This window comes from Aquimarina algicola (assembly GCF_006443095.1).
Lineage (GTDB): Bacteria > Bacteroidota > Bacteroidia > Flavobacteriales > Flavobacteriaceae > Aquimarina > Aquimarina algicola.
This window is the reverse complement of sequence record NZ_VFWZ01000001.1, coordinates 691,689-708,659: the sequence shown is the minus strand read 5'-3', so window position 1 is coordinate 708,659 and position 16,971 is coordinate 691,689. Positions and strand designations below refer to the sequence as shown.

7 protein-coding genes are annotated in these 16,971 nt (G+C 32.1%); 5 read left to right on the top strand and 2 right to left on the bottom strand.

Features of this window, described 5'->3' with window-relative positions; all coding sequences use genetic code 11:
- Positions 1 to 9: 9 nt before the first annotated feature.
- Together FHK87_RS03215 and FHK87_RS03210 are read right to left on the bottom strand one after the other, a co-directional pair.
- Positions 10 to 2,448, bottom strand: a complete 2,439-nt coding sequence (locus FHK87_RS03215) for a TonB-dependent receptor (protein WP_140589693.1) — start codon at positions 2,446 to 2,448, stop codon at positions 10 to 12.
- A 420-nt stretch (positions 2,449 to 2,868) separates the two neighbouring features.
- Positions 2,869 to 4,104: an ABC transporter permease gene (locus FHK87_RS03210; RefSeq protein ID WP_140589690.1), complete on the bottom strand. Its 1,236-nt coding sequence runs from the start codon at positions 4,102 to 4,104 to the stop codon at positions 2,869 to 2,871.
- A 261-nt stretch (positions 4,105 to 4,365) separates the two neighbouring features.
- Here FHK87_RS03210 and hisS point away from each other — a divergent pair, with 261 nt between their 5' ends.
- The 5 genes from hisS to FHK87_RS03185 all read left to right on the top strand — a co-directional run bounded on the left by hisS (position 4,366) and on the right by FHK87_RS03185 (position 16,955).
- Positions 4,366 to 5,736 carry a histidine--tRNA ligase gene (hisS, locus tag FHK87_RS03205; RefSeq protein ID WP_140589688.1) on the top strand — a complete coding sequence of 457 codons (1,371 nt, stop codon included), beginning with the start codon at positions 4,366 to 4,368 and terminating at the stop codon, positions 5,734 to 5,736.
- Positions 5,737 to 5,816: 80 nt separating this feature from the next.
- The gene (locus FHK87_RS03200; protein ID WP_140589685.1) at positions 5,817 to 6,320 is read left to right on the top strand and encodes a hypothetical protein; all 504 of its coding nucleotides are present in this window, start codon (positions 5,817 to 5,819) and stop codon (positions 6,318 to 6,320) included.
- Between the two features lie 241 nt (positions 6,321 to 6,561).
- Positions 6,562 to 11,373, top strand: coding sequence for a hypothetical protein (locus tag FHK87_RS03195; protein WP_140589682.1), 4,812 nt, complete (start codon positions 6,562 to 6,564; stop codon positions 11,371 to 11,373).
- Between the two features lie 8 nt (positions 11,374 to 11,381).
- Positions 11,382 to 13,487, top strand: a complete 2,106-nt coding sequence (locus FHK87_RS03190) for a fibronectin type III domain-containing protein (RefSeq protein ID WP_140589679.1) — start codon at positions 11,382 to 11,384, stop codon at positions 13,485 to 13,487.
- A 3-nt stretch (positions 13,488 to 13,490) separates the two neighbouring features.
- Complete coding sequence (locus tag FHK87_RS03185) at positions 13,491 to 16,955, top strand: T9SS type A sorting domain-containing protein (protein ID WP_140589677.1); 3,465 nt, start codon at positions 13,491 to 13,493, stop codon at positions 16,953 to 16,955.
- The last annotated feature ends 16 nt before the right edge of the window (positions 16,956 to 16,971 follow it).

Sequence of the window (16,971 nt, the reverse complement as noted above, 5' to 3'; positions counted from 1 at the left end):
GGGCTTGGTTTATATCTTATTTATATATCTAAGTTCTAATGTACCTTTATTTTTCTCTTCAAGAGATTTACGATAATAAAAATCGATGATTTGATATTCTAAATATGTCTTTATCTTTTTGTGATCATCACTCTCTTCTAAATGTAATTTAAAAGCATTTTCAACTTCATTTTTTTTGAACTCTTTGATCAAATTATCTGGTTTTTTGACTGATTCAATATTGTTGTATTTATCAAATTGCTTCTTCATCCATCTATGCCCAATTAATTTTTTCTGTCTATCAATCAATTTATTGTTCGATTCTTCTATCTTCAAATTATTTTTAGGGACTTCTTTTTTTAAGGCATCCAAAGCGATTTTTGTTTTTACATAATCTCGTTCTAATTTAAAGTCCATAAGCTGCATATCTTTTTTTATTGTTTCTAATACTTGGTAGACAATATCATCATATATTTTTAAGAAGTCCTCGAAGCTGTATAATGCTTTTAAGAATTGCAATGCATGTTCTTTATAAGAGTTTACTTTATTTTGTTTTTTTACAACCTCGAATAAAAAATCGATTTCTTTTTTACCGTGTTGTGGAATATTTTGAAACCTAGAGCTATTTTTTACATTAGTAAGTTGTTCTGTGATTTGTAGCATTGTCCCGCTATAGGTGGTTGATTTGTATCGAAACTGTAAAGTTTCTTCAATTGTTATAATACCATCAGCGTCACTCAAAAGTTTCTTATTTCGTTTTTTTGAATTGATTTTAAAAGTGTCAAAAGAATAAGAATATCCTAGCGTAGCTGTAAAATCTGTGTTATTTGTATCTTCTGTTTCTCGGAATAATGATAATAGATTAAGATTGAGATTATGACTCTCCCGTAAAGTATAACTACTACCCAGTCTGATATTATAAATATCATTTTGCTTTTCTCCATCATTAAATGCCGAATTATAAGCACTTGAAAAATTAACTCTAAGTTTTTTATCAAAAAAAGATTTAGTTGCTGTTAATGTAGGACCAAAGGTTAGATTATCAGTATTCCCGATAGTATTATAAGAAATATTGGCGGCTAAAGAGAAATTAAGAGCATTTTTTGGATAGCCCAATGTATATGCAGAAGCTATATTATAAAATCTGGATAATCCATTTTCTATAGTTCTTCCGTCTTGTTTATTATCAGAACTTTGATAAGTGAGATTTAGATTGATTGTTTTCTGTTTACTTTCTGATTTTTTTAAAATATAATTGATTCCAAGATTTGCATTTTGAGATATTTGACGATAATTCAGAGTGTCGACATTTTCTAATTGATTTACTTGGTTTATAAAATCAAATTGATCTTGAATATTAGTATATGATTGAAAATTTGAATATCCCCCGTTAAATGATAATTTATCAGACGAAGTATAATTAATATTTACAGCACTTACTACACGTTGTAACTCAGAACTTTTGGTATTATCAAGATTATCTCTTTGAAGTCCTGCATTAACGCTAAGATTTACTTTATTATTAAAAATACTTTGATTTGCATTTAATGTAATGTTTTCAAGATCATTATTAAAATAATATGCTCCAAATGTTCTATAGTCTGGATCTATGCGTTCATATCCTATACCTACAGAACCATTACCAGCAGGATAGTCAAGATTCGCATTTAAAGCGTTGTAATAGTTAGTAGTATTGTTTTCATCTAATAAGAAAGATAATATACCTGATGTTTCTCTAGACTCATTCGTTTGAGTATTTTCTGTTATACCCGATATTGCGTATTCTACGCGTATTTTTGCTTTATCAAATAAATTAAAACTTATTTCTGAACTAATTACAGTATTTTCTTTAGGAGTCAGTTCTAATTCAACTGGGATTTCATTTTTTAAAGAACTTTGATCATCTTTTGCAGAAAAAAATATGAGTCCAACTGCAATTTTTTTGAAATCATATGACGCTTTTAGTCCATATCCGAATCTTTCATAGGCAGGTAAAACTTCCGGGAGTTCTATATTATATTCTGAAGCTCTTAAAAATCTACCATAGAGAGCACTAATTTTAAAAGGTCCTGTAGGAGTAAGATCAACACCACCACCTGTAAATTGGTGACCGCTTAAAGTATATGGAGAAAAGGTCATTGCAATATCTCCAATATGTGTATTTACCCATTTATATGATGGGTGAATACTTAAACGATTTATTTTGAAAGGAGTAGAATATCCAAAATCTTGATTTGTATATGAAAAAGATAATGGAATATTATAAACACCACTGATATTAAAATTAAGATTTCCATTAATAAAATATGTAAAAGGATCACGATTTGCGGATCCATCATAAAAAACACTATTGGCAGAAATTCCTCCATTATACCTCAATAAGGGAACCTTGCCTATTTGTTCAAGGTTTTGAGCATTAAGGATAATTGTATAGGAAAAAATAAACAAAGTAAGTAATCGTATATTCAATATGGTTCTAAATTTGGGGCTTCGAAATTAAGATTATTTTAACAATCTGCAAAGAAGTTGAAAAAAATTAACTTTTGACTTTTAAAAGCATTATTATCTATATTCATTTATAATAAATTTTAATAGTTATAGCTTGGTTTAGTGATTCTTATAATCATTAAATATGATAATTGGTTTGCTAATTGATTTTTGTCAAAACAACAAGACGCATAACTATTTTGTTTCTTTATATTAATGTAAGCTAGCCTAAAAATGTTTCTTAAAATTTTAAAAAAAGATGAAAGAAAAATATAATAAACTTTTAAGTTTCTTATTTGCAAGGTTTTATGATTTTTAATTGTGACCCATAGAAATTAAATAAATTCTGAGTTATGAATTGAATTAAGCTAGGGAAATACTTATTTAAAATAATCTACTTCTTTACTCATACCTCAATGACTCGATAGGATCTTGATTAGAAGCCTTTATAGCAGGATATAAACCAGAAACTACTGCAATGATAAATGATATTGTTGTTGCAGCAATAATAGCTAGCCATGGAGTGGTAAAAGCAAAATTAGCAATAGACGATATTCCTCCTCCTATCAAAATGCCTAATATTATACCGAGTATGCCGCCAATTTGCCCTATGATTATAGTTTCCATAAAAAATTGACCGGCAATAGTATGTTTTTTGGCTCCAAGTGCTTTTCTAACTCCTATTTCTCTTGTTCTTTCGGTTACAGAAACCAACATAATGTTCATTAATGCGATAGAAGAACCAAAAATTGTAATAATGCTGATAATCCAGGCAGCATAGTATAAGTATACAGTTATATTTGCAATCCTATTGAGTAAATCATCACTTCTTTCTATCCCAAAGTCATTATTCTCAATAGGGTTTAATTTTCTGATGTTTCTAAAGGTTATTATAGCTTCATCCTGTGCGCCTTCGAGAAATTGTTTGTCATCTACCTTGATGCTAATCGCATAATCAATATTTGGTAGTGTGAACAATGATCTTGCAATTTGTAATGGAATAAGGACACGTAAATCTTGGTTATTTCTAAAAGTTGCCCCCTTACTTTCTAGTACTCCGATTACCTTAAACTTTGCACCTCTTATACTAATAGTTTTTCCTAATGGATTGGTATTTTTGAATAAATCTTTTTTAAAATCAGAGCCTATCAAGCATACAGGATTGTTGTTTTCGATATCAAAAAAAGTAAAATTTCTTCCATTGTCAATTTCTGTTCCTGTATTGTCTAGAAAATTTTCATTTACCCCCAATACAGAAGCCTCAGGATCTGTTTTTTTACTTTCAAATTTTACTTCTGCATTTTTGGTACCAGTGAAATATATAGAAGTTTTTGTAAAGGGATATTCAAATTTTTCTTTAAATGTCTTTACATTTCGATAACTTATAATAGGGTTTATTTTTTCTTTCTCCCTACTATTTCTTGCCTCAAATTCATAACGCTGTATATTAAAGGTATTGGCGCCCATAGAGGCAAAATCACCAGAGATTGTATTTTCTAACGCTCCTACTAATGTCAAAATACCAACTAGAGAAGTAATGCCAATAGCAATGATTAAAATTGTAAGGATTGTTCTTAGAACTTGCCCTTTTATAGAATCTGTAGCGATTCTAATATTTTCTCTAAAAAGTGAAAACATAATAACTTTTGATGCGCATTTATTGTATAAGACTGTAAAGTGATGATAAAGTTACTGCAAAAAACGGTTTTTTATGTTGATGTTAAAAAACTCTTGATATTTTAAATTCGAAATTAGAGTCCTTTTTTAGATATTTGTAAACTTTTATTGTAAAGATTCGCAAAATTTAAACAAGTATTTTTAATACTGTATTAGCGAAAATTTAGAATTAAAAAAAAAGAGGAAAATATAATCCCTTAATTAACTGCAATTTACGATTTAATGGCTCAAAAACCATCAATACCAAAAGGAACCAGAGATTTTTCTCCTGTACAGGTAGCAAAAAGAAATTATATTATTAACACGATCAAAGAGAAATTTCAATTGTTTGGCTTTCAGCCTATAGAAACTCCAAGTTTTGAAAATAGCGATACTTTGATGGGCAAGTATGGTGAAGAAGGGGATCGACTTATTTTTAAAATATTGAATAGTGGCGATTATCTTAACAAAATAGATAATTCTCTATATGAGTCTAAGGATAGTAAAAAAATAACCTCTATAATCAGTGAAAAAGCACTACGATATGATCTTACTGTTCCTTTTGCTAGATATGTGGTACAACATCAAAACGAAATAGATTTTCCATTTAAACGATACCAAATTCAACCTGTTTGGAGAGCAGATCGTCCACAAAAGGGAAGATTTAGAGAATTTTATCAATGTGATGCAGATGTAGTAGGAAGCATTTCGTTATGGCAAGAAGTAGATTTTATCAAATTATATGATGCTGTTTTTACAGCTTTGCAGTTAGAAGGTGTTACGATCAAAATGAACAATCGCAAAATCCTTTCAGGGATAGCAGAGGTAATTGGAGCTAGTGATAAGCTGATTGATTTTACTGTCGCATTAGATAAATTAGATAAAATAGGAGAAGAAGGTGTAAAAAAAGAAATGCTTAATAAGGGAATTTCTGAAACAGCTATAGAAAAAGTAAAACCTTTATTCGATTTTAAAGGAACAAGTTCTGAAAAAGTAGAGAAATTAAAAGCAATGCTTGCTACTTCTGAAGAAGGTATGAGGGGTGTAGAAGAGCTTGAATTTATACTTACTGCCGTAGAAGAGATGTCTTTGGAAACAGCAAGTATAGATTTAGATGTAACTCTTGCAAGAGGTCTTAATTATTATACAGGAGCAATATTTGAAGTCTCAGCTCCGGATACTGTAAAAATGGGTTCCATCGGTGGTGGTGGAAGATACGATGATCTAACCGGTATTTTTGGATTAAAAAATATAAGCGGAATGGGGATTTCATTTGGGTTAGACAGAATTTATTTGGTATTAGAAGAATTAAATCTTTTTCCCGAGACAGTAACTCCTGTAACTAAGGTTTTATTTATCAATTTTGGAGAAAATGAAGCGTTGTATTGTTTGAAAGCAATACAAAAATTAAGAAAAGACAAGATTGTAGCAGAGCTATATCCCGATAGTGCTAAAATGAAAAAACAAATGACATATGCAAATAAAAGAAGTATCCCTTTTGTGGTTTTAGCAGGAACAGAAGAGGTAAAAAATAAAAGCTTTACAGTTAAAGATATGGTCTCTGGTACTCAGACCGAAATGAATTACGAAAAATTAAAAGAATTTTTACAATAAAAATCACTAACTTACTCATAAAAAGCTCTATAGTTCACTTCACACGTCAAAACTATTTATTTTCTTAAAACAATTAATTTATGAAAAAGCAGATTTTAACCGTTTTTGTTTGTGTAACCTTATTATTGGTATCTTCATGTAAGAAAGATCCAAAATCTGATAACTTAGAAGTTGTCGAAAAAGTACAGGATTCTACTCAAATTGTCGCATCCGAAACAATTGAAGAAGAAAAACCTGAGCCTCAGAAAAAAAAGGAAAAGAAGAAAAAAGATCCGGAAAGAGATGGTAAAAAGGATTTTGAGAGAACCAGTAAGCTGATTCCTATTCCAGGTACTTCTGATCGTACAGAAAATGCAGATGCGAAGCGATATATTCGTGATTATGAAAAATATGTGTCTAATTATAAGAAAGCCGTAGAGGCAAAAGATATGGATTCTTTTTTAAAATTAAATGATGCCAGTAGTAGCCTCTCTAAACAATATAATGAACTTATGACAAAACTTTCTGGAGAAGAGATTGAAAAAATGAGTAAATATATGCAAGTTAAGTCTCGACAATTAGCAGAATTGTCGGCTAAAATGTAAAATATATTAATCGTATTTATACCGCTTCAAAGTATATTTGAAGCGGTTTTTTTTGCTCTATACCTTAGTGTATGGTCAATAAAATAAGGTTTTACCTTATTTTTTATCCTATATTGTTGTAAAAAATACATTATTTTTTCTTGTCATTATTACTTGTTAAATCTTTAAAAGTGTACTGATTTTATTGTTGTTATAGTATATTTTTTCGTATTATTGCAGCCCTGAATCTTAACATAACTTTATGAAAATAAAACTACTCCTGTTTTTATGGTGTATTAGTGCGAATTCTTTCTTCCTTTTAGCGAATGAAAAAGATAGTTTATCTGTAAGAAAAAACTTATATGTAGGTGAATCAGAAGCAGAGTTTTTTCATTTTCCTGAGTTAGATAAAAAATTTCCTGTTGTACATAAAGAGTCGTTTGTAAAAGTAACCTCACCGGAGTTTACTTTTGATGCAATACAAAAAGAATTTCCTGCACCTTTGTCCTTAACAAATGATGCTAAACAAGAAGCAAAAAAAGGTTTTAGAGAAATAGATAGTACAGGCAGATGGATAGGCTCTTTTCGTAATGAAGATATTCAAGTACTACCAGTAGGAATTAAACACAAAGTTAACGAAGTAGAATACCAATTAGGATTTACCAAAGCTCGGTTTACAAAAGATTATACCGAATTAACAGTATTTGCAAAAGTTATTTTACCCCAGTCTGATAAAGACGGATTGCCAATAGAATTATTTTTTGGTGCTAATAATGTAAAACTCTCACATCAGGGAGGGATCATAGGAGATGCTAATTTGGTGTTGTTGGGAGATATGTTTATTCCTTTTAATGGAGGTAATTGGTTGTTAATTTTAAAAGGAGGATTCGATTATAAAACCGGAGATGCTCTAAACAAGACTTTTGTTACGATTAATTGCGATGGTGTAAAAGAAATGGGGATCGAAGGTGAGGTTCAATTTTCTAGAAATTTAATATTACCAGTTAAACCTAATGGAGATCCTTTACCAGAAACAGTTAAATATGAGGGAGCGGTTAAAGAGTCTTTTCAAATTCCTAATAGGGTAAAAGGGCAGTTTAGAGCAATAGCTTCGGATTGGAATGATTTAATTGTAGAAGTAAACCTGTCTCCCTTTGTGTTGGCAAATCAATCGAATAAATTTATGTTCTCTGTGAATCAGGCAGTATTTGATTTCAGTGATTTAAGAACATTAAATGTCAATTTTCCTCAACATTATTTTGATGAAGGTTTATTGTTACCAAGTCCTGAAACCTGGCGAGGAGTATATGTAGAATCTTTAGAAGTTGGGCTACCAAAAGAATTTAAGACAGATGGTAGTATTAAAAACAAAAGTAGAGTTTCTTTTGAGGCTGCAAACCTAATAATTGATAGTTATGGCGTTTCCGGATATTTTTCGGCAAAAAATCTGATTCCTTTAGAATCAGGTAGAACTTCTGAATCAAAAGCCTGGGCGTACTCTGTAGATGCAATATCCATAAGTTTAGTAGCTAACCGATTAGTCGGAGCGGATTTTAATGGTCGCTTATTATTACCGGTTTCTGATATCAAAACAGGACAAGAACAGAGCGATCGATTAGGACTTGGATATGCAGGGATTATATCTGAAGAAGAATATTCTCTTGTTGTGTCTACATTAGATACCATTAATTTTGATGTTTTTAAAGCAAAAGCGCAATTATTACCTAATTCTGGAGTAGAATTAACGGTAGTTGAAGATAATTTTAGACCTAAAGCAGTTCTCAATGGAAGAATGGCTATCTCTACAAGCCAGAAAAAATCCTTGCAGGATGAAGGAGAAAAAGAAATTACATTTGACGCAAATGGCAAGAGAAGACAAAATACAGTAGAATTTAAGGGGATAGAATTTCAAAATCTCGTTCTTCAGACAGAAACTCCTATTATTTCGGTAGATTATTTTGGATATAGAGATGAAGTGAAATTAGCAAATTTTCCGGTTTCTATAGCAGATATTGCGTTTACATCTAATGCATATGGTGCAGGCTTAGAATTTGATCTCATGATTAATTTGATGGGGAAAAATAGTAAAGGTTTTGCTGCAACAACCAGATTAGGAGTCTTTGGTAAATTTGAAGAACAACAATACATGCAGAAGTGGAAGTATGATAGACTTACCATTTCAAAAATTCTAATAGATGCCAATATTGGAAAAGTTGGTTTTTCTGGAGAACTCATGTTATTTGAAGACGATCCGACTTACGGAAAAGGGTTTACAGGAAAACTTTCGCTAGATATTTTTGATACTGAAGGATTAGTTCAGGCAAAAGGTCTATTTGGTAATACAGATAGCTATCGATATTTCTACGTAGATTTTATAGGAATTTTACCCGCAACGATACCTATAGTACCTCCGGTTGGACTTAATGCAATTGGTGGAGGACTCTCTTATAATATGGAAAGAATTGGGCATAGTATTTCAAATACTTCCCAAGATAATTTAGCTTCTAATGATATCGGTCAGTCGCTCTCGGGATTGATATATGAACCCAATAATGAAATTGGACTTGATTTAAGAGCAGCTGGATTTTTAGGTATAAAAGGGTCAGAGGCATTTAGAGGTAAAATCATGTTTAGTATGCTATTTAATAAGAATGGTGGGTTAAACAGAATTGGCTTTGATGGGTTTGGAGAATTTATGGTTTCAGCATCAGTCGGAGTTAATATTTCGGTAAGTTTTGACTTAAAAGCACTAAAAAAGCAATTGGGTTTACCGGAGTTTTTAAATAAGATTACTCCGAATAAAGTTTTAGAAGTCAATATTGTAGATATCAAAAAAGAATTTGCAAAATCTAGTCTAAAGGCCGATCTACATATTTCGTATGACTTTAACAATGAAACATTACATGGTAATTCTAATATCTATGTCTCAGTTGTAGATGGTTTATTAAGAGGTATTGGTCCCGAAAATAGGGCAGGATGGGCAGTATTTCATTTTGCACCTTCAGAATGGTATGTACACATAGGAACCCCAGAAGACAGGCTTGGTTTAAAAATGGGAATAGGTTCTTTCAGTTTAGAAACAGGAGGCTATTTTATGATTGGTGATCGAATGCCAGGTAGCCCACCTCCACCACCAGAAGTTGCAGAAATCTTAGGCGTAGATGCAAATGAACTCGATTATATGCGTGATGAAAATGCATTGGGAGAAGGAAAAGGTTTTGCTTTTGGAGTAAACTTTAAGGTAGATACTGGTGACCTCAATTTCTTGATTCTTTATGCACGATTCCAGGCAGGTGTAGGTCTTGATATTATGGTAAAGAATTATGGGCAAGCCAAATGTATTAACACAGGGCGACAAGTCGGAATTAATGGTTGGTACGCTAATGGACAAGCATATGCCTATTTGCAAGGAGAATTAGGGATTAATATCAAGTTGTTTTTTATAAGAAAGAAAATTCCAATTATCAAAGGTGGAGCAGCTATTTTAATGCAAGCAAAAGGACCAAATCCATTTTGGATGAGAGGATATGCAGCCGGTTATTATGATTTATTAGGAGGTTTGGTAAAAGGAAGCTACAGATTCAAAATTACATTGGGTGAAGAATGTGAATTTGATAATGCCTCACCATTAGGAGGAATTAAAATGATAACAGATCTTACACCGAGAGATAATTCTGGCGATGTAGATGTATTTGCAGCACCACAAGCTGCTTTTGCAATGAAAGTGAATCAACCGCTAGTCATTCCTGAAGATGACGGTGATAAAACCTATAAAGTAATTCTTGATAGATTTAATGTTACTGATAAAACTGGAAAAGAGATCGTTGGAAAATTAGAGTGGGGTCGTATGAATGATAGAGCTACATTTATATCAGACGATATATTACCACCGGATAGTAAATTAAAAGTTACTGTAGAAGTAAGCTTTCAGGAAAAAGTAAATGGAGTATTCAAAGATATCTATGTAGATGGTCAGAAAGCTGTAGAAAAAGAAGAACGTAATTTTACAACCGGTGGAGCGCCAGATCATATTCCATTGCATAATATTCAATACGCTTATCCTGTAGTAGATCAACAGCTATTTTATCCTGGAGAGTATAATAAAGGATATATCCAATTACAAAGAGGTCAAGATTACTTATTTGATGATTCACAGTGGAAAAGTACTGTTAAATATATAGATGAAACAGGAGATACTCAAGAAACAGCGTTTGGATATAATAACGGATCAAATAAAGTAAATTATACATTACCAAAAGTTAGTAAGGATACAAAATATCTAATGGCTATTGTAAGCACGCCCAAAAATACGAGCACTACAAACACTGGTAGATCAAGGGTAGATCAAAAACAATATGATGACGGTAATACAGTGCAAGTAAGACAGAATCAAGCCGAAAATATTTTGAAAGAAGGAGAGATTGATAGACTTTCTTATGAGTTTAAATCGAGTGAGCATAAAACTTTTGCAAGCAAGATGAAAAATATTAAGATCACTAGAAATAATTGGAGTAAAATTAATTCTCTAGTAATATATCTAGAATCTCAAATACGTTACAATGAAGGGTTTGATTTAGTTGAATTATTGGGGAATAAATATTCTGAAAATAAAGCACTGGTAGTGGCTGAATCAGATTTAAAAGATATATACTTTGTAAGAGATATTAACCCCATTTTGTATCAAAAATTTAACTCTAATAATAAATACTCCATAACTAGAGACCCATCGGAATATGGATATATACCAAAAAAAGCATTACCTATTTTTAGTAATTATATTACTAGTTTAGAAAATGAAACTAATTTAAATTGGAGGAGAACAAGGTTTCCGTATAAGTATAATTTACCATTTATCTATTACAGAGATTACATTAGCATTAGGGATAGGGTTTATAATGATTATGCTAAAGGTGTACTTAATAGTAATTCTCCTGAGATAAGTATCATAAAACATGAATTTCGAATGATGCCTGAAGGTAAGTACACTATTAAATTACAATATATTTTACCTGGTAACATTAAAGGAACTTCTTTTGATTATAAGTACAAAAATGAATTATCATTTAGACAATAGTTTAGATAATGAATAGAATTAAAAATAATAAAGAAAAAATATTCGTATTTGCTGTTTTATATTATTTGCTTAGTATATCATGTTTTCTTAATGCTCAAGAAGCTGTTCAATCTGGACATGAAATTAAAGTACTTGCGCGGTATAATAATAATATGGTAATGCTTAGATGGGCGGTAACGACCCCTTCTGCCTGGATGAAAGCTACTAAATATGGGTATAATATTGTAAGATATACAGTTAAGAAAAACGGTGCTTTAGAACCTTCGCCATTAGAAAAAAAGACAATAGTAACAGCTCTCACTCCTAAACCATTAGAAGACTGGGAGGAAATAATAAATTCTAATGATTATGCAGCAATACTTGCTCAAGCATTATATGGGGAAAGCTTTCAGGTGGAACAAGTAAGGGGAGGCTTGGCAGATATTGTTAATAAATCAAAAGAAATAAATCAAAGGTTTTCCTTTAGCTTATATGCAGCAGATATGAGTTTTGAGGCTGCAAAAATGGCTGGTTTAGGGTTTGAAGATACTACTGTACTTTCTGATGAAGAGTATCTTTACACAATTGAGACCCTTGTACCTAAAGAGTCAATAATTATAAATCCTGGTTCAGTTTCTATTCAACCATCAAAATCAGAACCACTTCCAAAGCCTATAGATCTTTATGCAGTTCCTAATGACAAAAGTGTTTTGCTTACTTGGGAATATAAGATGTTCAAATCAATTTTTACATCCTATTATTTAGAACGTTCAAGTAATGGAAAAGATTTTAAACGATTAGGAGATACTCCACTTGTGAATTTAAACGATAAGCCGGGGAGCCCTGCTAACAGAATGTTCTATGTGGATACATTGTCTAACAATACTCAAAAATATTATTATAGAGTACAGGGGATTTCTCCTTTTGGAGAGCTTAGCCCTTTCTCAGAAGTAGTATCTGCACAAGGAATAAAAAAGTTAACGACAGTGCCTCATATCTCAGATTATGATTTTGATAGTGTAGGTAATATTAATTTGTCTTGGGAATTTGCTAAAACATCAGAAAATGAAATTACACGATTTGAACTCAACTGGGCATCACAAGAAAAAGGCCCATATAAACTTGTTGAATCGGATATATCGGTAACGTCTCGTAAAACAACTTTTAAAGAAGTTGAAGCTTCGAATTATTTTAAGATTTCTGCAATCGGTAAAAACAATCAGAAAACGACCTCCTTGCCTGTATTTGTACAAACTATAGATTCTATTCCGCCATCAGCGCCAATAGGAGTAACAGGAGTAATAGACACTTTGGGAATTGTACAACTAGAATGGAAACAGAATACAGAAAACGATGTATTAGGGTATAGGGTATTCCGAGGAAATCTAGAAAAAGAAGAAGTTGCTCAATTAACAGTTTCACCGATCAAAAACACAAATTTTATAGATACAGTAAACATCAGATCACTGAATAGTAAAGTATTTTATCAGATCGTTGCCGTAGATAAGCGTTATAATATGTCTGAGTACTCAGAAAAAATAGCACTAAAGAAACCGGATGTCATCCCACCATCATCACCAATATTTTCATCGTATAAGGTTAAAAAAGATGGTATTGAGTTACACTGGATCAACAGCAGTAGTGATGATGTGTTTCTGCATCAACTATATCGACAAGATGTTGAAAATTCCCAAAAAGGATGGAAATTGGTTTTTAAAACAGCAGATACAACATCTACATATCTTGATAAAGGACTAAAGTCGAATACCAAGTATCGATATGCCATTTTTGCAGAAGATGATAGTCAACTAAGATCATTACCCTCTACCCCCGTTACAGTTACATATCAAAATAGAGTTAGAGAAGATATTGTAAAAGGATTTACAGCAATAGCAGATAGGGTCAACAAAAATATTACAGTGTCTTGGAGAAAAATGCCAGAAGAAGTATCAGAGATCGTGATTTACAAATCAAAAAAAGGAGAACACCCGGTATTGTGGAAACAAATACCAAATACAATATCAAAAATAGTAGATACATCTGTATCACCAGGTAATATTTACTTATATCAAATAAAAGTAATGACTAAAACAGGGAAGCATAGTCAAATAAAATATAATGAGGTAAACTATTAAGGGATGAATAAACTTTTACTTATTGTAATAGTACTTTTGTATTCTAATTTTCTAATTGGGCAAAAGACTTTAATTAACATTACTAATTTTTCGCACCCAACACATTTTGACGATGGAGCATGTCATGATATTTTTACGATATCCTTCAAGAATAAGAATGGAAAAAGTTTTGAAATAGTAACTTATAAAGGTGCTTTTGAAAATGGTTTAACAACCGCTAACGGATCTTTTTTGATAGAAGGAATTGTAGATGAATTAATTGTTTTTATTGATGCCAAAGATGAAAGTGGTGGTAGTTGTAGCAGAGATAGGCAGCATAGATATGAAACCTTTACCAAAGATGTGTTTCCAAGGTGTTATACTGGTTTTTTCAAAGAAAAAGTACAGGCACATTCTGATTTAACATCAGAAGTTATTTTTAATTATCAGGTGATACCAATGCCAACAATTAGTAGAGGTAAAGATATACCAGAAGATCGATTTTTAACAAATATAGCTGGTTTTGATGATGATCTATCAGTGTATGGTAATGATGATTATGATACAAGTGTATATAAGTGGCAATATGGATTTATTGATGGTACAGAACGATATATTTGTGGAGGAACTATTCGCCCAAGGTTTTGTGAACGTCCACGATATGTTTGGCGTGATATTCCAAGATCTCCTACTCGAATTTTAACAATAAAACCTTCTGCTTTTTTAAATAGGTCTGATATAGGTAAAGAAGTTTTTTTTAGAACAATTTCTTGTGGAGAGGGCTCAGATGATTTTACAAGTTATAAAATAAGAGAATCAGCACCTCATATTGTTTCTATAGCTACAAAAGATGTAAGTTGTTATGATGCAACTGACGAAAAGGGGGATTATGATGGAGAAATTACTATTACTTTTGATAGGGCTTTAAAACCAGGAGCTCAAGTAGGTTTCTCAATTACAGACTCTGGGAACAATTCTAATGTAAGAAGTACTCCTAGCATATCAAAGTTCAATGTGTCTGATAAGGTTCATAAAATAATAGGTTTACCAGGGGGAAATAGAGAATTTATCTTAAAAGTTTTAGGGGATGAGAACTATTTTTCAGATGGTATAAATCATGAAGAGCGATATAGACTTAGAAGACCCGAACCAGTAGAGTTTACAAATGATATTCAAAAAGATGTTACTAATGTTTGGTGCCATGGAGGAGATGACGGTATAATTCCTATAAAAGCAAGAGGAGGTACAAATGGGGGGTATATGTACAGAATTAAAACAAAAGAGCAAGAGTGGTCTGATCCTACTATAATTTGGATGCCTTTTACGAATAGATACGAACATAATATAACTAGACTCAATAGTACTACAAAAATATTAGCAGGTACTTATCATATCCAAATAAGAGACGGTAATGGTTGTAACGCAAAAGAAATAGGTCCGTTAGATCGCGATGGTAATGTAACGTTAGGAGAAATAATAACAAAAGAAATAACAATTGATCAACCTTCAAATCCTCTTAAAGTAAGAATTGAAAATATAAATGATCCAAGAGCTTATGGTTTTGAAGATGGTCGAATACAGGCATTTATCTCTGGGGGAACAGCATATCCTGATGGAAGCTATGATTTTGTTTGGACAGATGAAAATGATGTGCCTGTTACTACAACAAATACTAGAGTAGAAGGAGATGACTTTGTAGTCGTATTACATAGTATTGGTAAAGGAGAATATACGATAGAAGTAAAAGATAGAAACTTTACTCCAGCTACAAACAAAGCTGGTTGTACGATCACTAGTGATTCATTTACTTTAAACGAACCTGACCCTTTACAAGTAAATATTGAAATAGAAACTCCTATTTCTTGTAATATTACCAATGAGTATAGTGATGGCCGTTATAATGATTTTCCATATGATCTACCGGATCAATTTCATGATGGAGTACTAGTTGCAACTGTTACCGGCGGAGTTCCTTTTGATAGAACAAGAATCAGTTCGACAGAACCTTGCAGACTTCCTTTACGAGGATATTGTTATACCTGGAGAAAAGATGTAGGAGGTATCAAACAAGAATTGTATGATGATGTACAACGAGAAATTACGGATAGCATTGCAAGACATCAAAGTGTAGGTAATTATAGCCTCAATGTTATAGATGCCAATGGTATCGAATTAGGAGAGTATGATGAGTATTTTTTACCTGATGGTTCCAGAGAATATAGATTGGTAAGACATATTGATAGTCTTAAATACCTTCCGCAGCCTGAAAAGTTAACAGTATCATTTACTACGACCCCGGTTGTTTGTTCTGAAGGGAATAACGGTACAGCTTTAGCTATTGTAAATGGAGGGATTCCACCATTCACATACGAGTGGAGTACAGGAGAGACTACTTCAAAAATAGAAAACCTTATCTCAGGCAAATATACAGTGCAAATTATTGATGCAATGGGGTGCGAGGTAAAAGGGAGCACTATCGTTGATCAACCCAATGGTTTACAAATCGAAGATATTACAACTATAGCGCCAACTTGTTTTGAAGGAAGTGATGGAGTTATAGAAGTAGCTATCAGAGGAGGAGTAACACCCTATAGATTACAATGGAATACAGGAGCAAGAACAAATCGTATCGACAACCTAACACAAGGGACTTATATCATAGAAGTTATTGATGCGAATGATTGTAAAGCTTTTCATGAGGTTGTGCTTACCGATCCTGATCCTGTTGTAGTTAATATGCCTGAAAAAAGAGCACTTTGTGCAGATCAAACCCTTGCATTAGATATTACTATAGAGGATGCTGCAGCAACATATTCATGGGTATCTGATAATGGGTTTGTGAGCAATTCAAGTACTGTAGAACTAACAGAACTCGGTACATATACAGCTACAATAACAAGTAGTTTAGGATGTGTAGGTGTTGGCAGTATTGAGGTAGAGGTTTCGAATACACCTATAGATGCAGATTTTTTAATTACAACACAAGCATACACCAATCAAGAAATTATACTGATCAATGTAAGTGAACCTATAGGAGAAAAAATAGAGTGGACAATGCCAGATGGTGCTGAGGTAATCTCACAAAGTGATGACAAATTAGTACTAAAATTTGCCAAAGAAGGTCCATACGATATTCTATTAACGTCTCATCAAGGAGATTGTTATGAAGAATATACAAAAACAATCGTTGTACAACCCGCAATAGAATCCCCCGAAGATTTTAACGCTTCAGGAGAATTTATAGAAGAGTTTATTGTGTTCCCAAACCCAAATGATGGTACATTTAAAACCAAAATCAGTCTTGCCGAAGACACAAATGTTACTGTAAAAATAGTCAACCTAATGTCTGGTGCTGTTATGGATGAAAGAACTGAGAAGAATCAAAAAGAGCTATTACTAGACTATTCTATAGCCTTACCCACAGGAGTATATTTAATGTTGTTAGAAACACCAAAAGGATCAGAAACACGTAAACTGATATTTGAATAAGAAACGGATAGATAAT